The sequence below is a fragment of the Aquimarina sp. KJ22-3 genome, from assembly GCF_055808215.1.
Genome location: NZ_CM147859.1, coordinates 694,461 through 718,730 on the forward strand (window position 1 = coordinate 694,461; position 24,270 = coordinate 718,730).

Genomic DNA, 24,270 nt, shown 5'->3' on the forward strand with positions numbered 1-24,270 from the left:
AAAGACATTTTAGTTATAGGAACAAAAATAATAGCTTATAATTTTGTTAAAAAGGTATGATTAAATACCGGAAATCCGTATGCGTAAAAACCTCAAAATAGATACTTTTTAACAGTTATTTTTTTTACGGAAAACCATAAAAAACAGTAATGTTTATGGGGGTTTATAGACTGTTTACTATGTTTAAAACTTCTGCAAAAAATGGGGAATTTAACTTGAAAAATTGCCTTAATAATCCTTGAGTTAAAATGTTAAAATTCAGAAGGTTTTAACAAATGGATACTACAAATAGTACTCTTGTTTTTTTTAGAATTTATAATTTCTTCGTTTTTAATAATGAAATCATAATTATACCATCTTTGAATCAGGTTAAAAATCTCGGTTGTACACTGAAGTTTTATCAAAATCTTAAGATTTGTCTCACTTATTGGTATTGTAATATGGGTTTTAATTAGGTAATTTTAGCTAATGAAACCAACCACACAACAACTACGAGAAATACCCGATTTCTTGAATGTTCCTGACCAGCAATTGCAATGGTTGATCGATAAATCTGATATTGAGACGTTTAAACAAGGAGAATTTCTGTTTAAAAGAGGAGATGCTACCGAGCATTTATCGATTATTCTCGAAGGGAAAATCATCATCAAATTAGAGCAAAATGGAAACTTTAAAGTAGTTGGGGAAATTTCGAAAAATGGCATTGCAGGGCTATTACCATTTTCCAGAATGAGTTCTGCTGCTGGCTACGGAGAGGTCACCCAAGATGCCAAAATCCTTCTTCTAGAGAAATCCTTTTTTAAAGAAATGGTGGCTAATCATTATGAACTCACAGAATCCTTGGTGCATAATATGACCTCTCGGGTGCGAGAATTTACCAAAAACAATGTGCAGTCAGAAAAGATGATGGCCTTGGGGAAATTGTCGGCAGGCTTGGCCCATGAGTTGAATAATCCGGCATCCGCAATGGTGAGCAGTGCCAAAGCCTTGAAGAAACACTTGTCGCATGTCCCAGAAAAGTTTAAAAGAGTGACTTCCTTACGCATTAGAGGGGAACAAGTAGATATCATCAACGATATTCTTTTCAATAGCATTACGAATCGTCCTGAGAACAATATGAAACTCACAGAACGTGCTGAAAAAGAAGATGAGTTAGAGGAATGGCTAGAAGATCACGGGCTGGAAGATGCATTCGAACTTACCGAGACCCTGATCGATTTTTGTATCGATATTGATGCCTTGCAAAAGATTTATGACACTACCGGAGAAGAGAACTTTGCCAGTGCGGTAGAATGGATAGAGAATGTATTGACTACCGAAAAAATTGTGGATGAGATTAGTGAAGCTTCGGATAGAATATCCAAACTGGTGCAATCGGTAAAAAGCTATACCCATATGGATCGGGCTCAGGAAAAAGTAGCAGCCGATATCCATACCGGGATCGATAGCACATTGGTGATGTTAAAACATAAACTAAAGAAAAAAATATAGAAGTAGAAAAGCATTTTGCTACAGAGCTACCACACCCCCAAATATATATCAGCGAGATCAATCAGGTCTGGACCAATTTGATCGATAATGCGGTGGATGCTATGGAGCCTTCGGGCCGATTGCAAATTGCTACCAACAAAGACAAAAGTTTTATCAAGATTGATATTACCGATAACGGTAAAGGAATTCCGCAAGAACATATCGGGAGTATTTTTGATCCCTTTTTTACTACTAAAAGTATTGGGGAAGGTACAGGAATAGGATTAGAAGTAGTGCAACGAATTATTAACCAACACAACGGAGATATAAAAGTGACCTCACAACCTGGAGCAACCACATTCACCGTTTGTTTACCTATAGAATAACATGAAAACGATTACAGATATACAAGGTACATTTCAATTGCATAATGGGGTGGGTATGCCCTATTTTGGTTTGGGAGTGTATTTGGCCGACAATGAAGAAGAGGTGGTAGACGCTATACACTGGGCATTAGAAACAGGGTATAGGCATATCGATACAGCAAGTATTTATAAGAATGAAGAAGGAGTAGGAAGAGCCATACAAACAAGCGCAATCCCCAGAGAAGATATTTTTGTGGTAAGCAAAGTATGGAATGCCGATCAGGGATTCGAAAGTACTTTGAAAGCGTTTGAAGATAGCCTAAACAGATTGCAGCTGGACTATTTGGATTTGTATTTGGTGCATTGGCCGGTACAAGGAAAATATATCGATACCTGGAAAGCCCTGGAGCAATTGTATAAAGAGAAAAAAATTAGAGCGATTGGGGTGAGTAACTTTATGAAACATCATCTCGAAGATTTGATGCAACATACCGAAATTGTTCCTATGGTCAATCAAATGGAATTTCATCCGCACCTTGTACAGCAAGATTTGATCGATTTTTGCAATCAGCATCATATTCAATACGAAGCCTGGTCCCCAATGATGCAAGGAAAAATATTTGATCTGAAGATCCTGGATCAATTCGCCGAGAAATATAAAAAGACCGTTGCACAAATTGTGTTGCGATGGAATCTTCAGAAAGGCGTAGTTACCATCCCCAAATCTGTAAAAAAAGAAAGAATACAATCCAATGCCGATCTGTTTGATTTTGAATTATCCCAAGAGGATATGGATCGGATAGATGCCTTAGATCAAAATAAACGTACTGGGCCAGATCCAGATAATTTTAATTTTTAAGGCCGAAGTAAACACTAGATAAGAAATGAAAAAACCCATCCTATTTGCATTAGACGACGATGAGCAGGTATTGCGTGCCGTAACCAGAGACCTGAAATCGCAATATCGCAAGGAATATAGAATCATGAGTACCCTTTCTGCCAATGATGCGTTGGAAGCCTTGGTAGATCTCAAGAAAAGAAATGAAATTGTTGCGCTTTTTTTGGTAGATCAACGTATGCCCGAAATGCTAGGAGTAGAATTTCTAAGCCAAGCAAAGAAACATTTTCCTGATGCTAAAAAGGTGTTGCTTACCGCATATTCTGATACCGATGCTGCCATCAAAGCGATTAACGATGTGCAGTTGGATTACTACCTTACCAAACCCTGGAATCCACCAGAAGAAAAACTGTATCCGGTATTGAATGACCTTTTGGATGCCTGGCAGTTGGATTTTCAACCTGGTTTTGAGGGGATTCGAGTGATAGGGTATCAATTTTCACCAAAATCTCATGATATCAAGGATTTCTTGTCCGGAAACTTATTTCCGTTTCAATGGTTGGATATAGAAACCAGCGATAAAGCGCAAGAATTAGCCGAATTACACAACCTTACTCCTACAGATATGCCTGTAGTGTCTTTACAGGATGGGAGCTGTTATAAAAATCCGGATATTATCGAGTTGGCCACTGCTTTGGGGCTCAATGCACATCCACAAGATAATCTCTATGATGTGGTGATTATTGGTGCAGGCCCATCGGGATTAGCTGCAGCAGTATATGGTGGATCCGAAGGACTCAAAACACTGCTTATCGAAAAACATGCTCCGGGAGGTCAGGCAGGAACCAGTTCCAGAATCGAAAATTACCTAGGATTTCCAAAAGGATTGAGCGGACAAGAATTAACCCACCGTGCTATTACACAAGCCAAACGATTTGGTATCGAATTTTTATCCCCACAAGAGGTGACTTCGATTTCTGAAAAAGATGGATACAAAAGTTTAACCCTAGGAAACGGAGAATGCATTAGTACCAAAAGTGTAGTCATTACCACTGGAGTAAATTACAGAAAACTAGAAGCCGAAGGAATTGATCAATACACAGGGGCAGGAGTGTACTATGGATCATCGATGACCGAAGCACAGGCCTGTAGTAATAAAGAAGTATATATTGTTGGAGGAGGAAATTCTGCAGGGCAATCCGCAGTATACCTTTCCAAATTTGCCAAAAATGTATACATCGTAGTGCGCAAAAAGGATTTGAGCAGCAGCATGTCTAGTTATCTTATCGATCAGATCGATGCGATTGATAATATTACGCTACTGGGGCATACCAATGTTACCAAAGCGATGGGGGAGAACGAACGCTTGACTACTTTAGAGCTTACCTGTACTAATCCTGATGAGGTAAAAGAAGTTCCTGCTGATGCACTGTTCATTTTTATTGGGGCTCGCCCCTATACCGATTGGATCGAATTGGGGATCATCAAAAATGAAAGAGGATTTATTGAAACCGGTAGAGATTTAAGTAGGTACGAGGATTTCAAAAAAGTATGGAAAAAAGATAGAGAACCCTTTTTGCTGGAGACCTGTAGCCCCGGAGTTTTTGCTTCTGGGGATGTGCGAGCAGGGGCTATGAATCGTGTAGCTTCGGCGGTAGGCGAAGGGGCGATGGCTATTAAGTTCGTTCACGAATATTTATCTGAAATGTAATGTTTGAAAAATGACTCCAATATGCCACTAAAACCCAAAATATGTGATCACCTTAAGGATTTTGACGCAGAAAACTTTAAAAGGCATGAACGTTTTGAATGTGCAGAGTGTGTCAAAACTGGGGATACCTGGGTGCATCTTAGGACTTGTCAGATTTGTGGGGTCACTCTTTGCTGTGATTCTTCTCCTAATAAACATGCCAGTGCGCACTATCAAACTCATAAAGATCATAACATTGTGATTTCTGCAGAACCTAATGAGCGTTGGGCCTGGTGTTATGAACATAAGTCCTTTGTAAAGTATTAATAAAAGAAAAAAGAACCCCTGAGTGGTAGTTGCCACTCAGGGATCGTTTTTAAAACCATGTCTTCATGGGTGGTTGGTCATACAATTATTCAATTACAATTTTATGCACATATCGTTTTTCTGGGGTTTCGAGAATTATAAAATATACACCAGGGGATAGATTCTGCCCTTGTAAATTCATTGGAATGGCATAAAAAGAGGCTCCCTGGTCGGTATACGGTGCACCTAGAATTGGAGTATTGTTCTCGATACCATAAATATTAAATGAAATCGGTGTTACTTGTTTGAAGTCAATTTCAATAGTAAATATTCTATTGTTTGGGATCGGGTATACCGTAAATTTCTTCAAGAAATTTAACCCTCCTCCTTCATCAAAAGAAGATCTTTCCCGTACTACAATGGTTTCAGAAAAAGAAGCTTCACATCCATCCAAAAATACGTTCATTTGGGCGTCATATTCGCCAGGCGTATCAAATCGTATTTCGGCATAAGTGTCATTGATATCGATGATCTCTGCACCTTCAGGGAGGTCCCAATCTACACGTTCAGGTTTGGGGAAACTTACATTAGCCAAAACAAAGGTTTCATTTACAAAAACATCTGATGATAATAAAAATTCAGCGTTAAGCGGAGTATCCCTTACAATAATTTCCAGACTAGCAGTGGCAATACACTGATTGCCTGTGGTAACCTCCAGTTGATATATGCCTTGTTCAGACAAAATGACTTCGGCCTCAGTACTTTCAAAGCCTTGATCAGAGGTCCAACGATAGATAGCATTAGGATCCGCAATGGTACCATCTACAGTATAGGTTTGCCCCATGCATAATATTTTTTGGATGGGTCCAATATCAAGTATAATTTCGTCGGGATCAAATAGAGAAATTTCTTCTATGATTTGGCAACCTTTACTGTCGGTGATCTCTACAAAATAATCACCCGCAGTGAGACCATTAATTTGGGCTGTGGTAGCATTGTTGCTCCAGAAATAAGTATACGGAGGCACTCCACCAGTTGGGATCACTGATGCAGATCCATCACTCCCTTGATAACACTGAGGATCATTACCGGAAATTTCAGCTTCCAAAACTGGTGGATCTGGAGTGGTGATAGACTGCTGTGCAATACATCCACGTGCATCCTGAACGATAAGCGTATAGGTTCCTCCGGGGACATTGCTTAGCTCCTGGGTATTTCCCAATCCATTTTGCCAGAAGAGCGTATAAGGGGGAACTCCTCCTTGTATATCGGGAGTAATTGTCCAATCATTCCCATCACCACAGTTGATATAATCTGCGGCCAAAGCTACTTCGAGTTGTACAGGAGGGCCGGTGATTTCAAAGACGTCACTTTGTACGCGATTCCCCACAGCATCTTCGGCAATCAGATAATAACTCCCGATTGCTAATTCATAGCGTATTCTTTCTGTTCCGATAGGGTTAGGATTTCCTTCTTCGAACCAGCTGTAGATATATGGATTACTGGCGGCAAAAGGGATACCACCACTAACATTAGCTCTTAAACTTGCCGTGCTTGATCCTTGGCATAAAACCGGATTGATCTGAACGATAGCAACTGAAAGTTCAGGAAGTGGATCATCGATATTTTGTTTCTCGATGGTACAGCCATTAGCATCTGTAATGGTTACAAAAAAGGGATCATTGTTAATGTTGTTTAAACTGGCTGTGTTTGATGGTAATTGCCTGTCGTTTTCATCAAACCATTCGTAGGTATAAGGAGGAGTTCCATTAATGACTTGTATAGTCACCGAACCATCTCGTACATTTTGAGCAGAAGCCGGTATGCGATCTATTTGTATAATGGTTAATGGACTAGGTTCTTCCAGAAGGACAGAACGTTGCATGGTACAACCATTTTTGTCGGTTACCGTCAAGGTATATTCTCCAGCATAAAGATCAGTGATGTCTTTGGTATTGGCACCGTTGCTCCAGGCATACAGATAAGACCCATCGTCAAAAGGAGTTCCCCCACTCACATCGACCGAAATAGCACCCGAAGCATCGTTAAAACAAAGAATATCCTCTTGATTTGTAATGTCGATCTCAATCAAAGGTGGTTCAATCACTTGAAACGGAAGTGCAACCGTAGTATTTCCATTGGCATCAACTACCGTAACTCCATAAGTGCCACTTCCGATGTTTTGTAAAGTGGGTTCGTTGGTTAAAATGTCCGTGGGATCAGAAACGTGATACCATGAATAAGTGTAATACGGTGCTGCAGTATCATTGTCAAAAGGCACACCTCCAGTTACCGTGGTTTCCAGAATAGCATCTGTACTCCCATTACAGGAGACTCTTCCTCCAATTAATGGATAGTCTATGGTAACCAGCAATGGATCGGGTTGCTCTAACGTATATACTTCTTGTACCTGGCAATCATTATCGTCAAAAATGGTGATTTCATAATTACCAATAGGCAGTTGATCTATGGTTGCTGCCCTGCCAATAATATCTGATTCGTTTTCTCTACGCCACTCATATCGATAAGGGATCGTTCCCCCAGATATGGTAACGGTGATACTACCGTTTTGTGTTTCAAAACCTGTAAGATCGTTGACCTCTACATCCGAAATTTCAAGTACATCAGGTTGTCTAATTTCTATAGGATCTGGGGACTCAACTTCAACACACCCATTTTTATCCAATACTCGAATGTCATAGGTTCCCGCAGGAAGTGCATCAAAGGTAAGATCTCCCACCGTAAAATTCCCATCGGTATAAAGATTACTACCTCTATAAAATTCTATTAAGTAGGTATTGTCATCAAAAGGAGTTCCTCCAGAGATATTGTATGTAATCGAACCATTGGACTCATCAAAACAAACGACATCTGATTTCTCGATAAAAGAAACAACTATTTTATCGGGCTCTTCTAACTCAAAAGTATCCTCTGCTACTGCACCGTTTACATCGGTTACAATTACCTTATACGTCCCGGTTTCGAGATTTTCTATAGTAGCGCTTAATGGATCTATGGTGATGTCGTTTTCATTGCCATTGATAATTTCAACCCATTGGTAGTTGTAATCTTCACTTTCTATTCCTCCCATAGCATTTGCCTCAAGAATACCGTCAGAAAAGCCAAAACAATCTAGTGGATTTCCCACGGTGATTTCTACTTCAAGCTTATCGGGTTGTATGATTTCAAAACTTTGTGAAGTAATACAGCCTAGATTTGGTGTTATATTGTCAGAATTACTATCCCTTATGGCTACGGTGTAGTTTCCTGCTCGTAATCCTGTGATGTCTTCTTGATCGGAGGTAAATAATGGATCTTCAACCATTGTCCAAGAATAAGAGTAAGGAGGAGTTCCGCCAGATACGGTAATAGATAATGCTCCCGAGCTCTCTCCAAAGATCTTCACATCTTCTTGTATCACATCGGTAATTGCTACGGGGTTATCAGGTTGTTCTATGATGAAAGTTCTTTCTTTTCTACATTCCAGATTAGTATCTCTTACAACAACCGTATAGGTACCAAAAGTCAAATTATTGAGATCTTCGGTATTGCTGGAGAACGTAGGGTCTTCTGCTTTAGTCCATTCGTAGGTGAGGGGAGGTATTCCCCCTGTAGCAGTAAGATCTATACTACCTGTACTGCCACCATTACATAAAATATTTTGTTGGGTACCATCAACCAATATTTCTGGAGGTTCTATAAATTCTTCTCTTTGACTTACTTCAGAAACCCCTACGATATCTGTAGCTCGCACTTCATAAATCCCTTCGTCCAGACCTGTGATGCTTTGATTGGTTTCTCCAACTATGGCTTCGGCTACCCCTGCATTGATTTGGTACCATTGATAGGTATACCCTTGAGCAGAGTTGGTAACTCCACCGGTTACAATTGCAGTCATTTCGGCTTTTTGCTCAAAACATAAAATATCTTGATCTACCCGAATAGATACCACTAGAGGTTCTGGATCATTTAACTCAAAAACCCTAACCTCTGGACAATTATTGGTATCTAATACGGTAAGGGTATAGGTTCCTTCGGTTAATCCTGATATATCTTCGGTGGTTCGGGTACCGCCAAATTCGGGACTGGTCCAGGCGTAGCGATAAGTTCCTGTTCCGGTTCCTCCGGATACGGTAATGTCTATGGCACCATTGGTTCCGTTAACTGTAGTAGGACTTTGGACTCCCAGGCCTTCGAGATCGATTACAATTTCGGGAGATTCGATGATACTGATAGGGGAAGTATTACTGATGGTACAATTTTCGGCATCCAGGATTTGAAAATTATAATCTCCTTCGGGTTGATTAACAAAAGCTACAGGACCGTTAGTACTTTGCGATACTCCATTATCCCAATTTACTCGGAAAGGAGGTCTTCCTCCGGTTATCGAAAAACGTATTGCACCTGTTGATTCTCCAAAACACGCTACATTTTGTACATTAAATGAAGTAAACCCTAAAGGCGCCGGATTATTTAAAGTTTCTGAATTAGAAATAGAGGGAGCTCCAATATTACCTAAAGTAACATTGTAGGTCCCAGGAGTAAGATTCGAAATGATTCTTGTATTTCGTGTGAAGGTGGGATCTCCGGTTTTTGTCCATTCGTATTGATATCCGGCAGATGTTGTTCCTCCAGAAGGTAAAGCTTCCAAAACTCCATTCGTATCCCCATTACAAGAGATCAGTTGTCTGATATTGATTCCTACCTGTAACGCATCGGGTTCTGTAACTTCTATCGGGTTAGACGAAAAGCTACAATCATTATTATCAATCACCGTAAGTGTGTAAAAACCTGCAGTTAGTCCTGAGATATCTTCTGTGGTGCTGCCATTGCTCCATTGGTATCGATAAGGTCTGCTCCCTCCCGAAACCGCAAGATTAATCGCGCCCGTATTATCTCCTCTAAAGGTTACCGGAGTGACTCTAATATTCGAAAATGTAACCCCGTCGATAGGGCCATTGATAAAAACATTTTCTCCAGTGTTTCCCCCGCTAGTCTGCCCAACGCACTGAGAGTCATCCTGAACTTCGATTCGATAATTTCCTCTGGCCAGCCCTGTTAATACATGTCGGTTTCCACTAGCAAAATTTCGCCATGGTCCTCCATCTACTCGATATTGATATCTACCATTTCCATTACTTGCGGTGATGGTAATACGCCCAATATTTTGACCAAAACATTCTACATCTGCATTTTTGACAGCAGAAAAGCTGACTCTTGGAGTATCCCCAATGTTAATCGGGCGATTGTAATCGATAACTTCACCAGGGAAAGGTTGGTAAGTAAGCGTATATTGCCCCGAACGCAATCCTCTGTTTGATGGCCAGGTAAAGGTAGATCCTGAAACGAATTGCTGTACACTTTCGATAGGTCTGCCTCCTTGGCGTACTACAAAGAGCATTTCTTGACCCACAGCTTCTCTAAAGGTGATCCGGAGCCCTCCATTATTCCTTCCACAGGAGGCGTTTATGGGGTCCACTCTTGAAATTTCAGGAGCACAGGGCAAGGTTCTAAAAATAACAATGTTCGAATTGTAATTAACACCATTGATGGTGATTCTTGCTCTTAATCGAATACTCCCTCTGTAGGTTCTAGGAATAAGTCTGTCGAATGGAATTCTTGCCGGTTGTCTACCTACTGTTGTTACTCCGGTATCGAGAAAGTTTCCAGAATTATCGATATTGTAAAACCATCGGTAGGTAGCATTTGTACAATCGTTGATTCTAGTAAAAGTCAGACCGTCGTCCAAACAAAAGGTGTCATTTACAGGTTGGGATATCGCGGCTTTTGTATGGATGAGTTCTACTCTCAATGTACATCGACCATTGGTATATTCTCTACTGAAACAATCTTGCTCTGCAGCAGATAGACTTATATTTTCGGTAATACCGCATGTAAATGGAGCAGAGCTACTGGAAACTCGATAGGAAAATGAAATTTCAATTCGGTTGACACGTTGGTTAGAGGTCATAATTCCTGTAGGAAAAACCGCTTGGTCGCTGGTAAAATCATAACTGTCTAATTGCGTTCCTCCGTTAAAGATCTTGTAGTTGGCTCTGGTAATAGCAAAACGTACATCTCCTCCTGCCGGTGGTCCACTTGATGAAATTCGTACTATATAATCTTGTGCATGAATCCCTGCCAGATTCAATAGTAAGCATAAGATAAAAAGTATCTTTATTTTTTTCATAACCCTAAAATTTTATGGTTAATTCAGTCTTTTTTGATAGTCCTCCATCTTTGAATACCGCTCGTATAGCATAAGTATAGTTGGTATTGATGGTGAGATCGGTGTCTTTTAGTATCGAAGTAGAACCTGGTAAGGTCTTAAACAGTTTCAGGGGGGCTGATTCTGCCCTTTTGTATACTTCGAATTGCGTTACGTCTTTTTCTCGGTATCTCCAATTCAACACAATAGATTGCTGTTCGATATTTGCAGTGGCGTTGAATCCTTTTACTTCGGGTCGGGCTCCGATATATTTTGTCAAAACAGAGACCGGAGAAACAGGTGGTGATTCCAAACCTGCTGTATCTTTTGCCAGTATGGTATAACTATATAATTTACCTGGCTCGATAGTATTATCCTGAAAATTTCGATCTTCTTTTGTTCCTGTAAAAATGAGTTTCCATTCTTTGATATTGTCTTCTTTTCGATAGATCAAATAGTTTTGTGTGTCAGCACTTGGGCTTGATAACCATTCGATAGTCATTTGAGAATTTGAAACCTGTTTTACTGTCTTAAAAATTGCCTGTCCTGGAGGCAGCATATCAGGCTTTTCAAGTTCTAATATCTCCGAAAAACTGGAAGGATTAGCACGTTGATCCAGGGCATTAATCTTGTAATAAATTTTACGGTTAGAGTTTTTTAGTGATAGGGTATCTACAAATTTGTTTTCAACAAGAGTGCTTGGTGTCACAATGCTAAATTCGTGATTGGGATTGTTAGAAATATATACCCGATATCCTAGCAGGTCTTGTTCCGAATTGTGAATCCAGTTTAAACGTACAATTCCTAAGGTATCTATAGTTCCCGTAAGTCCTTTTGGAGGGAGTGGAGGTTCGGCATCTTCTGGTTGCACGAGCATGGCAAAAGATTTCCGCGCTTTGTCATAATTATCGATGGCAACAATTTTAAAATAATTGGATGCTCCCAGATTGTTATAGGTAATACTTCGTTGCTCTTTGGGAATATTACTGATGACCGTTGTGTATTTACCTGTATTAGATGTTGCATATAATAGCTTAAACCCTTTGATCATGTGGTTCTTTTCTACAGGAAATTCCCAATTCAATACCACCGATTTATCATTGATTTTTTGAGTAGTCAGATATGGATTTACAGCTAATGTTGGTGTCCCTTGACCCTGGATTACTTTGGAGGAAGGACTCAATTCGCCAAAAGATGATATTCCCTTTATTCTGTAGTGATAGGTAATTAAATTGGGAATAGAATCGGTAAGTGTTGTACGTCCATCTTTTACCGGTTTTTCGGTGATGGTATAGGGTCTTTCTCGAAGGGGAGCATAGGTAACACCATCTGTAGATTTTTCTATTTTGTAGTTGTTATAGTAATCTTTAAGTATTCCCGAATTCCAGCTTAAGATCGCTTCTTTATCTTTGAAGGTAACAGAAAAGTCTACCGGTTTTGGTAGTTCTTCGTATTCTGATAAACCTGTAAAGACTCCTCCGTACCGGATATCATACATGTCTTTTGGAACATTGGATTTTATGTGATAGAGGTACTTTTCGTTCACCTTCACATCGGTATCTATAAAACCTAATCCTGCTTTTTGAGCCACTTCAAAGTCCTGATCAATAACCAACAACGAGAAACTGTAGCGTTGCCGTAGTTCTTCTGCTTTTTTGATAGCACGCTCAAAAGGATTGGTGGCGGCCCCATTTTGTGTCACGGCAAATGAAGCCCCAAAGATAGCCTGTGCTACAATGGCGGCATTATCATTTGCTTTGGCCATTGCTTCCCAGTCCTCTTTTTGACCCGGAGTGATAGGTAATGGATTAAGTATTTTTTGTGCTCCATCAAGTAGTGTTTTCCCGTCTCTAGATACTGTTGTTCTATGAATAGTATATCCATAGGTGTTTAGTAATTTCCATGCAGCAGGTTTATCTGGTGCCCAACGCAATAGTATTCGTCCTTTTTGCACTCTTGAAATTACTTTAATCTCACTTTTTGAAAGGCGACTTTGGGCATACCCCAAGTGGGTTGTTGCACAGATAAAAAATAGGATGATATAGGTCTTTAATGTCATGCTCATTATTAGTCAAATGTATAGGTGTAATTTCTAGAGTCACTGGTTGTTCCGCCAGGTAACACATACTTCATTTCTGTTTTGTAATCTCCTCTTTTTACTACTGGAAATTCGCCATTTATGATATAATCAAATCGAGCTATTTCGGCTTGATGGTTCGCTGCATCTGGGAAAAAGGCGTTTACAATTTTGTAGCGTATGTCTACAAAATCTTTTTTATAGTAAAAAGGTAAATGATAGCGATGTGGCATACGTTCTCGTATCCACCAATCCCTTGGATCGTTTTCAAGACTGTTGATGTAATCTGTAAGCACCAATACAGCCTTTGTAGGAGGCATTCCCATTTCGTTAACATCACGAGTTACCGTAAAATCGGATCGAAGAGGATATCCTTGATATACCAGAGGATAGATGTAATTGTTATAGTATCGATTACCTCGTAAATTAGCTTCAATTTTGATTAAAGGTTGATATATACCTTCTTCTATAACTCCGCTGTAAATACTTCCCTGAAGTTCTGTAATATCAAAGGGTTCAGATTCTTCGGTAATTGCTAGTAAAAAGTGTACATCAGGAACGTACTCCTCTTCATTAGTATTTGGATTCAATACTTTGGCGATATCCATTAGAGATCGAATCTGCCTCTTGGCACTAACTTTTGCTCTGAAGGTATCATAGATACTTGTACCAAAATCATATCGCAACAGTTCGATAGTTTCTGCACTGGTGCTGCTTCCTTGTATTTTTGCACTTCGTATAGAGATTGTCCCTCCTAAATCATCACCTGCCTTGGTTTTATATTCGCGGGATAAGGAGCTTCTATTATTACTTTTTGGTTCATTGTTTAATACCAGCGAATATTCTTGCTCATTAACCAAAGTTGGTAACGAAAAAGAGATCTTGTTTGAAGCATTATTGTAACTAAACCCGCTTCTTGGGTTTTCGCCATTATCTTCAAAAGTAACTACTTTGTTAAACGCACTACTAGAGAATAAATAATCCTGTCCTTTCTTGAGTTGAACATACCCACTATTGTGTTGTCTTGGATATACATATTTCTGCTCTACTACGGGATAAGAGTATTCGATATTATGCAACGGAATATAATCTGGAGCTACTCCTGTGGTAAAAGTTCGTTCCTGCTCTTCGTCAGATAATCGATCATTGATCACAATATCTACCCAATCGTTTCCGGATTTCTCTTGTAGCACTACTCTTACTTTTACCTTTATTTCTTGTTCTGGTGGTAAAATGTCATCCGTTACATAGGTAGCCAGATCTTTTCTGTTATTCCATCGCAGTTTACCTGGCAAATCATTTCCATTATGTTTTACTGAAAATTCATCTAAACGGATATTGTACTGCTTGACGACGCCATCATCATCTACAAACTCAAAGGGTTTATCAATTTCAAAATTAAACCCGGCCTCGGGGGAGGTAAAGACATCTACTTCTGTCGCCCCGTCCGAGGGTTTTACATCGGCAATTATGCTGAGTCCAAGCTCTGTGCCAGTGGTAAGCACACATCGGGTACCAAATTCGACTTCGATTCTGGCGTGACCCGAAATAATACCTCCAAGTACTTCGTATCGAATCCCTAATATACCTTTAAACCACCATGGGTTTGGCAACTGTGCTCTTACCAAGACGGCAATTCCTGCCCAGATTATAGAAACCCTTGCTTTCCAGAAATAGAGATTGATTACAATTCCAAAATCTCCGGTAACATAACCCCATAATTGACCTTGCATGAACCAACCATTAACCCCAACTGGTTGATTGTTATGCTCACATACGGCATCACCTGCATCTTGTACCAATAGATCAAAACCGAAACCAGCGGTAAATTGATAATAATAGTATCCAACATCTATAGGTCCGGTATCCAGATGATAACCAATACCATAGGCATATCCTTTTCCTAATCGTAAGCTCTCTACACTCTCGGATACCGATCTGCTATTAAATTGCCTTTCCTCATCCGATAAGTTCAATATCTTGGTGACAGGGTTATCTCTTGATATGGCCAATCCAGGGATACCATATCCTACCATATAGTATCCTTGTGGTGTAATGGTAAACCCACCTATTTTTAACTCCAGAGACAGGGGAACTTCTGGAGTACCTAAAAAGACATGCCAGTTATTTTTTTCGAAATGGAACTCTATTCTTCCTGCACGGTTATCTGGGCCACCTCCTTTGATGGCTCCTCCTTTTATTTTGATATATACGGTTACCTCACCGTGTAACGAACTTCTGGAACCATTTTGTCCAAAATCATATTGTAAGGCTACAAAAGAATGGATTCCATCTTGACCCTTTATATTGCCATCCCCAAAAATATTTTGAGCCACACCGACCAAATCTTGTTCTTTGTCGGCTTCAAGGTCTCCAGAATAATTACCTTCTTTGGCGGTTACTTCTTCAAGTCCAGACACTAACCTTGCCCGTGGATTTCTTTCTCCTTTGGCCAGGAAATGAGTTTCACCATAATAGGAGATTCGTTTCATACCTCCGGTTTCGTAAAATACCATTTCGAAAGCAGCAACACCATTAAAAAGGTCTGATGTCGCTTTATTATTAAAGGCCACCATTGCTTTTACACCCAGGCCAACAGAACGATCAGGTTTGTAATCTTGTCCGGTCACATTGTTTAATGAATTAAAGCCTACCCGATCCATACGATAGAAAGCTCCTCCACCAAACGCACTTACCGCTAACTTCGAGAAACTGGAATCAGTACCAAGACCACCAGAATAGGCATCTACATACCAATACCTAAACCCAGGCGTATTGCCTTCATCTTTGGTTCTTCCAAAAATTGCAGTAGATCTTATCGTTACCTTTATTCCTCTTTTAAAAGTCGCTGCTATTTCACCACTGAAACCGTTTCCGTAAATAGGATCATCTCGCATAAAACTGATCCTACCTTCGAGTTCTAATGCCTCGAGATCGGCTTTAAGGTTGAGGTTATTAATTTTGAAAGAGTCATACTTCCATCTTTGAATCCCTTGTTCTTCAGTAAATTCACCTTTAATATTAATTTTAGTTTCTGCAGTGATTTTGTCCTTCATTAAATTGATACCGATATCAAAAATGAGTTCTGCATTTTTGTTTTCATCAGTTCGCAAGGTAAGTTCAGAAATGGTCACTGGGAAAAAGGCTATTTTGGCTTGTTCACCTTCTCCAAAACCAAAGGAACCGCCCACAAAACCGTCATCTGTATCTGCTCCAACTTGCAAATAGGGTTGCTTGGCTTGTAACTGCAGGTTGGTAAATTTTACATTGGGGATTTGAATAACTTTATCTTCAAGACTACCAGTTCCGTCACCCACATCGGGTTGATCATTGTCGTCCAAATCTGCTCCTATAGAAAGATTACCACTTAACACCGCTTTGGGCATAAACCGATCATCTTCTACTTTAAATTCTACATAAGACCCTTCAGTAATGGTTGCTTTAGCTTTCCAGAGATCAAGGTCTAATTCTCTGTCAACAGGCTGTACAGTGAGCTTGTACTCGCGACCGCTAAAAATAGCGGCTTCATATTTTAATATGGTCCCCGAATCACTTTGATCAGTTACGATATCTTTGGAAAGTGGCAATACTATTTTACCAGCAAAACCTGCTCCGTCAATAGAATTAGCGACCAATGCTACCTGAAAAGTATCCACAGAAAATTGCCATTTGGAAGCGTCCCCTTCATTAATTTGAATAAGATTTTCTGCTTCAAACAACCCAGAAACACCTTGTCGATCGATGAGCATATTGGCTGCGTTAATCGTGATGCGATTGGTAGAATTTCTTTTTTGAAGGCCTTAGGTAAAATGATTGTAGCACTCTGCATATAGACTCCTCGCCAGGTGTTAGAAATATCTCCCCCTGGTCGGCATATCCACTTGGGAAATTTATGGAAGAAGGGTTACGAGTATCGCTAAAATCGAAAGAAGCATTCTGAATATCAAAGATGAATCCTCTTAAAGATGTCATCTGAAATTTTTGAAACGTAAGGTTATCAACCAAAATGTCATTCCAATCTTCAGCAGTTACTTTGAAAGAAGCAGCTACTTTATTGTCGTCCCCTGGAATCACTTCGTTGTTTTCGTCTACTGGTTCTAGTATCGATCTCGGGAATTGTACTTGAGCGTTAAGTTGCATTCTTTTGAAACCATCACAATCTATGGTTACATACGAAGCTTCGTCTAGATTTATTTGTCCAGAATCCCGATCAAAGCCTCCTTTCAGATAAATAGAATACCCTTTTGATTCGCCATTTGCGTCAGGTCGGTTGCTTAGAAGCTCATAATCTTTAAGCAATACCAGATTGTTTTCTCCTCCTAACAAACCGCCAGTGAGAGATAATTTTATTTTATCCAATCCAAAAAAGAGGAGCGTATTTCCTTCTGGGTCTACATCTTCTGTTCCCTGGCCTGCCATTGGTGTTCGTATCCGAACAAAGGCGGTCATTTCTGCATAGTTTTGATAAAAGGTCACTTTGCTAATCCCCAAATCGTATCGAGTACCACCGATATCTCTGCTAATTCCAACAGGTAGTGTTTTGATATCATCACGAGAAATTAATTGTTCAATATAGTTTTGAGTTTCATTTAGTTTTTCAAAAGTTGCTCTGGCTTCCTGAAGTAAGGATTGGCTTTGTGGGTTTACAGATTTGGTTGTTACAGCTGCCTTTGTTTTTTTGGGAGAAAGGTGATAGGCGTGGTTTTTTTGTATTTCCTTATCTAGGTTAGCAAAAGAACGGGTTTGCAAAATAGTCGTTCTTGAAGGTTGAATTGTGACTCCTCTTTTGATAGCCAAAGTATCTTTACTGCCATGACTCCAGGCCATGGTCGTAAAACATGTTAAGATGATTATGTAGAGATGTATTTTTTTCATGCTATCTGAGGTTAGAAATAATGGATACCGAAAGAGAAATTTTAAGCGATATGATCAATTGTTACCTTGATGAAATCGTCGTCAACCCAGTTCTCTGCAGGCTTTGTTTTTTTAACTCCTTTTAGTTTGATTTTTTGTTCTTCGTTGATCACCATACCTTCAAACTGCAATATCTCTTGAGTGTAAGGGTTTTCTATGGTAAATGTCAACTGGTTTTGGTCAGTCAGAGTATACGTTCCGTGTAACTCAAATTGTTTAGAAACAAAACTCTCGTAATCCTCTTTTGAACTTCCATAAAGTCCAACCAAATGCTCTTTTTCATAAAATGCCACAAACCAATACACTTCTTGTGTAATGGTTCCTCCGCCATGTTTGTCTTGTATAATATGGGGAGTGTTGATTCTATATAGTCCTTCTAATTTTTTCATTAGTTCCAATTTATATTCGACAGATCTACGTCATCTAGATTGATGGTAGTACCGTCTTTTAGGTATACTGTTTTTATGTTGTTGTCAACCAGGTATTTGATCTCTCTACCAAATCCGGTTGGTATCCTGTTTGGGATTCCATTATCATGACCTCGTAGAACATTTTTTTCCTTGGGTCTGTTGCCAGAATGATTCTTACTTTGTCTTTGTTGGTATTGATGAAATCTAAAAATGGTTTGTTGTATTCTCTGAAAAAGTTTTCATTAAATACTTCATCGGGTAGATTAAGCATATGAATACTTCCTTTTCTGAATTCCTGAGATTCGTTGGCAAAAGCATAATTTCTGAAGACCGTTAACTCATTCAAAATATCATCGGTACCTACCTCACCACTTATACCAGGAGATTTGTTAGGGTCCCATTTTCCTAAAATAACATTGGCTTTATCCTGACTTAAGGATACATTTCCGGTAGGGAGATAAATGGTTTTCATGTTGGTATACCCATGAAAACGCTTTAGATTTTGGATCAATTCCTCATAAGCTGCGATTTCCTTTTCAGCGTCATTAAGATGAGAGAATTTCTCTAATAAACTTGTGAAGTGTACGTTGTTTTGATCTTTTGACCATGCGATACATTTCTTTTCGGCAACATCAAAGAATAAGAGCCTACCATCGGATTGGTCATGGCGTACATAAAATTGACCATCTTTACTGGTGTATTGTGCAGTATTGGGTAGGTTTTGGCCTTGTGTATTCCAGAAAGTCCCGGCTCGTGTTTGTTTAACGATAGACCAGCCGTCCTCGCCATTTTCATTTACCGTTTTTCGCTTAACCGTAAAAGCTCTAAATTCTCCGGTGATCGAAACGTCTTTAAAGTAGGTTACTTTTGGTTGCCCCTTAAGTACTTTACCAACAGGTAGTCCTAACTCTGTTAATCGGGAGAGCTTAACTTTTTCCAGGGCCTCTTTGAGTCTGCGGAGTAAAGCTGTTCTTTGAGCTTGTTCAGCTTCCATGACTGCTCTACGCAGGTAATAGTTGGTATAGATAAAAGCCCTGTCATTATAGACTACAGATTGTAGTAGTTCTGGAGATTCGTCGGCCATTCGGTTAATGTCATCAGCGACACCTTCTGCCTTCGGGAAGTCTACAGTTTCTTTGTTTTTGAGCGCTTTTATCTTTAGAATTCCATCAAAAGAAAGGTCTAAAAGAGAAGCAAATGTAGCATAGGCAGCTAATCTATTGGCATATGGATTGTCAATCTCATCACTTAACCCCGTATTTGCCAATGAAGCCACATCTGCAGACATACTTAAGGCTTTTAGATAATTAGCGGCCTTTCCTGCTTTTGTTACGACCCCTAGTGGAGTTACCAAACTTACAACGTCTACCGTGGTCGATATAGATTGCTCGATTGTTCGGTTGGTAGTTTTTCTATCTGCATATAGCAATACAATGGCAGGAAGGGGGTAGTCGGTGATACTGGCATTGGATTGATTGATAAAGGTGATATTGGTGTTGTTGGAGAACATGACCAAATCAAAAGGTTTGAGATTTTCTGCAGTAAACTGATCCTCGGTAAACAGATTGAACAACCCTTCTTTTACCTGTTGCGTTGCAGAGAAACGACCTGTTGCGTTATCGTAATCTGTGTCAATATCAAAATACCCTTTGTCCTCTCTGAAAAAGCCTTCGGATTGCGTAAGTAATTCGAGTCTTATTTCGCTTAGTTCTAATACTCCTCCTACAATTCTACGAACTACATTCTTATACTCCTGGACAAAATTTCTGTTGATTAGATCATCAAAAAAACCATCCATTCTTTCAATGTAAAAATCAACATCCTGTAGTGGTAGTTTGACTAATGCGTTGATCAGACGTTCTCTATTGTCTTCAAAAAAGGTAAATACATTGTCGTCAACTTTATTGAAAAGTTGTTTGTAGAGTATTTTGTCTGGGTTATAGATATTATTACCCTCTAGACCAAGAATAATGGCTTTGGAGTTTCTTGGTTGTACATTTTCTACCAAACGTATTACGGCAAGCTCTTCTCCTGTTCTAAAAGAACCTCCCTGACCAATGTTTAGTCGATTCGCATATTTTGACAATATGCAGAGCACTACATTGGGTTTTAGATTTTCTATATCCCTAAGCGTTCCTGCATTGATAGCGGTAGTTAGTACGTTGTACTCTTCGGTTTGTATGTAATCGCATGCATCGTCTTTGTTCAGGGCTACAAATACATCTTGAACTTCGTCTTCGATGATTTGTTCAATTCCGTTTTTAACGAAATCCAGGAATTCAACGATGTACCCGTGTTGTGTGGTTGGTTTTGGGCTATCAGGGTTGGGTTTTTCCTCACAAACCAATATTGGAATTACTTGAGGAGAAGTTATCGGGATGTCGCAATCGCAATATTTCTGTAATAAATGAGTAATAAATTTTGATCGTACTCCTCCTCTAATTCCAAATTTTTCTTTACAACCCTCGTCTACAGAATGCCACTTATTATAGGCGCTTTCATTTCTAATATTGTCATCCAAAACATGTGGAAAAGCGGATCGTAATTCGGCAATTTTATGATACATGAAGACATCTCCTTGTACGATTCCTATGTTTTGAAATGCCCAGGAAATCGCATCTCCAGAAACGGGGAATGCATCGTTTTTAACGACTGCTCTGCTCTGAGCAGGAAGGTCTATACCCAAATTGGTTGCCAACCTATTTGCCGTAAAATCAAATATGGTTTTTAGCTTCTTGTCAGAGAAAGCGTAAGGGAAGACTTCAATTTCTCTGGTAGAGAATTTGATGAGTTTATTATTGTGAAAAACAATCGGTTCATCTTCAAAACTACCCCATATCACATCATCTCTCTGGATATTGTATTTCTCGTAAGTGTAGTATTCATCTCCTGATTTATACCCTTTAAGTATCCATTCCTCACCAGATCTAACTATTTCAGCTTCAAAATCCTGATCTCCTATAGAAAACCCTTTAAGTGTACCCGGGATAAAATCCATAAACTGTTTAAAATCCCCTTGAGAAGCTCTACCGTTGTATCCGTAGAAGAATTCTATTTTTCCAACCGTAGGAGGTAGTATGATTCCTTCGAGAGCAGGGCTTAAAAAGGTGAAGGTCTTATTGCCGTTTTTACCAAAATCTAAGGACTTAAACTGTTCCTCTTCGGGAAGATCGAATACGGCATCTTGTCCAGCATCCGGGAAATCATAGGCGGTAAAGTCTTTGCGAATTTTGTCCCAATGCATATGGGGTAGTGCAGTACCCGAATTCTTGGTGTCGGTAAGCCAGTTGGTAGCTCCTTGATCTGCACCCAATGTGGTTGCATTAGGAAGATTAAATACCCCTTTGGCGATATGATACCCAATGATTTTACCTAGACTATTCTTAAACCCAGTGGCATTGGCATTTTCGGTTTGCTTTTTGAAAATAAAACCAAATTGATTGTTGGTAAGCATTGCTCCGGTTACCTCTTGCTCCGGTTCTTCGTCACTAATAAAAATGTAATAGTGATCTTTTTCAACCAATCGATCTTTCAGTAGTTCACCGATATAGTATTTTCTTATGTCATAAGAGTATTTGTCTGCTGCGTCTGATTCCCATATTTTCAGGGTTCTTCTTCGTATATCTGATATAGAAAACAAAGGATCACCAACAGATAGATTGATGGAAATAAGAGCAGGATTGAAAATGGAATTTAATTCTCGTTGTAAGGTGACTTTGCTTGGAGTATCCAGACTGTTTACCGGAATGAGAGTGATATTGATAGGAGAAGACACTTCAGGAAGATGCCATAGTGTAAAAACTCCTGCCAAATATTCTTTACCTTCTTTGGCGACAAAAGCTTTTATGTTTTCTTTTTTAAACTCTGAAGCTCCATTTATGGATAGAGTGACGAGAGTACTATCAGTATCAAATGTAGCATTCAGTTTAACATCATTCTCGTCCTTAAAGATTAGGTGTTTTGGAGATGCATTATCCTTTCTTCTTATGGTGGCACTTATCTCGTCTTGACCATTTATTTTAATCGCTTTGTGTGAGATATAATAGTTGGATATACCATCTACCTCTTTTATGGCGTTATAAAAATTGCCATTAGTGTTGAGTAAATTCTGTGCTTGCCCACTTGGGATTTGGTCGAATGCATAGGTTCCTGTTGGCAAAAAGTTGACTTGAATGTTTTCTGCCGTTAGATCATCGGTGTTGAGATCAGGTGTATCCCCTCCGGGATTATCTCCACCGGGATCATCAGGTCCTTGTACATTCCCTTCAGAATCAATGACCCATTGGTCTCCGTTTTCATCAACTAGGGTAACGGTATTATCCCCTTCGGGCATGGCAACGATGTCAATGATTTGCCCATTGTCATCATAAATAGTGATATTTCTGGTATTTGGATCTGTATTCGGGACTACGTCGCCAATGACACCAGGGATGGTATGAGTAACATCTTGTCCGGTATCGCCACCAGGATCATCTGGCGGAGGAGGTGGATCAAATCCAGGAAAATTGCTAAAGGTAGCATCATAGGTGGTATTAATAACTCCGCTGGTGAGTTGGAGTTTATCATTTACCGTGATTCCATCGAATTCTATTGCTACTACCGGTAGTCCAAGCCAAGGAATACCTGCATACCCATATCCTTTGAAAGGAGACATGTTTTTATCCAGTTTGGTAATAGTGATAGGGAAATCTCCAGCTCTTATGATAAACCCGGGATAGATCCGATCTAGATTATTAGCATTGGGATCTACAGTATATGGGTCTGGTTCAATTCCGCAGCCTTGATAAATGGCAACTTCCTCGGTAACGGTTTCAAATTCTATTATTTGACTATGAGCTACATTGTCGATATCACAATTACCAGATACTCGATATTGATACCTCGTTCCCGGTTTCAGGTTGGATAAAGTGATGGTATTTCTGGGAGTAGAAAGAGGGTACCATCTGGATTCTTCGGTCTTTTCTCTGTAATTGATTACATAATCAAGATGTGTACTTTCTATATCCCATGCTATAGTGGCGATACGTGCTCCAATTTGCTTAGTTTCTACATTTCTGGGAGGATAACATGGGGTTTGGTAATGAAACCAATACACTTGACTCAATCCAAAATTTTCAAAAAACGTACTTACCTGTTCACCGTCACGCTCCACATAGGCTTGTACTTGCCAGGCATATATTCGATCTTCTAGCAAAGGATTGTCTTCTGGATTTACATACCAGTTATAAGGTAAAGTGGTCCCCGAAATATTTTCCCTACAAACCACACTATAGCTATCGTTACTTTGATCGCAGCGATTTCCACCTTGTGTAGACAGCATAAACCCTTGAATATCGGTGGTTCCTTGAGGAATCTCCACTAGACGGAATTTGTATTTTACTCCCGCAACATTTCCTCCCGAGGTAGGACTCCAGTTAAAATTGATCTGGCTTGGTGGATCTGTGGCTACAATTTTGGATTCGTTAAGTGGCCAATTCAAAAATGGAGGTTGTATACGAGTGATGGGTAAGTTTACGCATCGAGTCTCTGATATTTGTACGTCAGAACGAGCATCAATCACCTGAAAACAAAAATCATAACTTCCATTTGATAAGGGAGTTTGATATTGCTCCAGCGATAACCCTATTAGGTTTTGAAATTCAAAATAAGGGGCCAGATCTACAGCGCCTAACGATAATGGGATACCGGCTTCTAGAGTGATTTGCTGGTTGCGAACAAATGATGGATTGCTGGCAGCATTAATTCCGTTTCCTCGAATGGTAATTTGTAGATAGACCGGTCTTTCATTTGCTGTGGTGATGTCGGTTAATAGCAATCGTAATTGCAAAGGGCTACTAAAAGAGGTAGATTGTGCAAAGGCGGATAGATTATTAGGATAAGGTCTGCTTCCTATAGGAGAAATCTGAACAGGAAAATTTTGAGAATACCCAAAGTGGATACTACAAAAAAGTATACCTAAAAAAAGAAGTATTTTTTTGATGATTTTCATGTT

At 39.5% G+C, this 24,270-nt stretch carries 11 protein-coding genes; 5 read left to right on the forward strand and 6 right to left on the reverse strand.

Going from position 1 to position 24,270, the window contains the following annotated elements; genetic code table 11:
- Positions 1-468 precede the first annotated feature (468 nt).
- From AC0L3Q_RS02960 to AC0L3Q_RS02980, 5 genes are all read left to right on the forward strand, one after another.
- Positions 469-1,491 (forward strand): cyclic nucleotide-binding domain-containing protein, encoded by a 1,023-nt coding sequence (locus tag AC0L3Q_RS02960; RefSeq protein WP_473284984.1) that lies wholly within the window; start codon positions 469-471, stop codon positions 1,489-1,491.
- A 77-nt stretch (positions 1,492-1,568) separates the two neighbouring features.
- Positions 1,569-1,856 (forward strand): sensor histidine kinase, encoded by a 288-nt coding sequence (locus AC0L3Q_RS02965; RefSeq protein WP_473284986.1) that lies wholly within the window; start codon positions 1,569-1,571, stop codon positions 1,854-1,856.
- A gap of 1 nt (position 1,857) precedes the next feature.
- Positions 1,858-2,694, forward strand: a complete 837-nt coding sequence (locus tag AC0L3Q_RS02970) for an aldo/keto reductase (protein WP_473284988.1) — start codon at positions 1,858-1,860, stop codon at positions 2,692-2,694.
- 25 nt (positions 2,695-2,719) lie between these two features.
- Positions 2,720-4,384 (forward strand): FAD-dependent oxidoreductase, encoded by a 1,665-nt coding sequence (locus AC0L3Q_RS02975; RefSeq protein WP_473284990.1) that lies wholly within the window; start codon positions 2,720-2,722, stop codon positions 4,382-4,384.
- Positions 4,385-4,387: 3 nt separating this feature from the next.
- Positions 4,388-4,690 carry a UBP-type zinc finger domain-containing protein gene (locus AC0L3Q_RS02980; protein WP_473284992.1) on the forward strand — a complete coding sequence of 101 codons (303 nt, stop codon included), beginning with the start codon at positions 4,388-4,390 and terminating at the stop codon, positions 4,688-4,690.
- 85 nt (positions 4,691-4,775) lie between these two features.
- Here AC0L3Q_RS02980 and AC0L3Q_RS02985 read toward each other — a convergent pair whose 3' ends face one another.
- From AC0L3Q_RS02985 to AC0L3Q_RS03010, 6 genes are all read right to left on the reverse strand, one after another.
- Positions 4,776-10,859, reverse strand: a complete 6,084-nt coding sequence (locus AC0L3Q_RS02985; protein WP_473284994.1) for a hypothetical protein — start codon at positions 10,857-10,859, stop codon at positions 4,776-4,778.
- Positions 10,860-10,863: 4 nt separating this feature from the next.
- Positions 10,864-12,942 (reverse strand): fibronectin type III domain-containing protein, encoded by a 2,079-nt coding sequence (locus AC0L3Q_RS02990; RefSeq protein WP_473284996.1) that lies wholly within the window; start codon positions 12,940-12,942, stop codon positions 10,864-10,866.
- Positions 12,943-12,944: 2 nt separating this feature from the next.
- Complete coding sequence (locus AC0L3Q_RS02995; RefSeq protein WP_473284998.1) at positions 12,945-16,703, reverse strand: hypothetical protein; 3,759 nt, start codon at positions 16,701-16,703, stop codon at positions 12,945-12,947.
- Between the two features lie 10 nt (positions 16,704-16,713).
- A complete protein-coding gene (locus AC0L3Q_RS03000; RefSeq protein ID WP_473285000.1) occupies positions 16,714-17,829 on the reverse strand; it encodes a hypothetical protein in 1,116 nt (371 codons plus the stop codon).
- A 41-nt stretch (positions 17,830-17,870) separates the two neighbouring features.
- Complete coding sequence (locus AC0L3Q_RS03005) at positions 17,871-18,257, reverse strand: hypothetical protein (RefSeq protein WP_473285002.1); 387 nt, start codon at positions 18,255-18,257, stop codon at positions 17,871-17,873.
- 73 nt (positions 18,258-18,330) lie between these two features.
- Complete coding sequence (locus AC0L3Q_RS03010) at positions 18,331-24,267, reverse strand: fibronectin type III domain-containing protein (protein WP_473285004.1); 5,937 nt, start codon at positions 24,265-24,267, stop codon at positions 18,331-18,333.
- Between the last annotated feature and the right edge of the window lie 3 nt (positions 24,268-24,270).

Bases quoted from the DNA above. Each gene is read 5' to 3' on its own strand.
- AC0L3Q_RS02960 (WP_473284984.1), top strand. From the start codon at position 469: ATGAAACCAACCACACAACAACTACGAGAAATACCCGATTTCTTGAAT.
- AC0L3Q_RS02970 (WP_473284988.1), top strand. From the start codon at position 1,858: ATGAAAACGATTACAGATATACAAGGTACATTTCAATTGCATAATGGG.
- AC0L3Q_RS02975 (WP_473284990.1), top strand. From the start codon at position 2,720: ATGAAAAAACCCATCCTATTTGCATTAGACGACGATGAGCAGGTATTG.
- AC0L3Q_RS02985 (WP_473284994.1), bottom strand. From the start codon at position 10,859: ATGAAAAAAATAAAGATACTTTTTATCTTATGCTTACTATTGAATCTG.
- AC0L3Q_RS02990 (WP_473284996.1), bottom strand. From the start codon at position 12,942: ATGAGCATGACATTAAAGACCTATATCATCCTATTTTTTATCTGTGCA.
- AC0L3Q_RS02995 (WP_473284998.1), bottom strand. From the start codon at position 16,703: ATGCTCATCGATCGACAAGGTGTTTCTGGGTTGTTTGAAGCAGAAAAT.
- AC0L3Q_RS03000 (WP_473285000.1), bottom strand. From the start codon at position 17,829: ATGAAAAAAATACATCTCTACATAATCATCTTAACATGTTTTACGACC.
- AC0L3Q_RS03005 (WP_473285002.1), bottom strand. From the start codon at position 18,257: ATGAAAAAATTAGAAGGACTATATAGAATCAACACTCCCCATATTATA.
- AC0L3Q_RS03010 (WP_473285004.1), bottom strand. From the start codon at position 24,267: ATGAAAATCATCAAAAAAATACTTCTTTTTTTAGGTATACTTTTTTGT.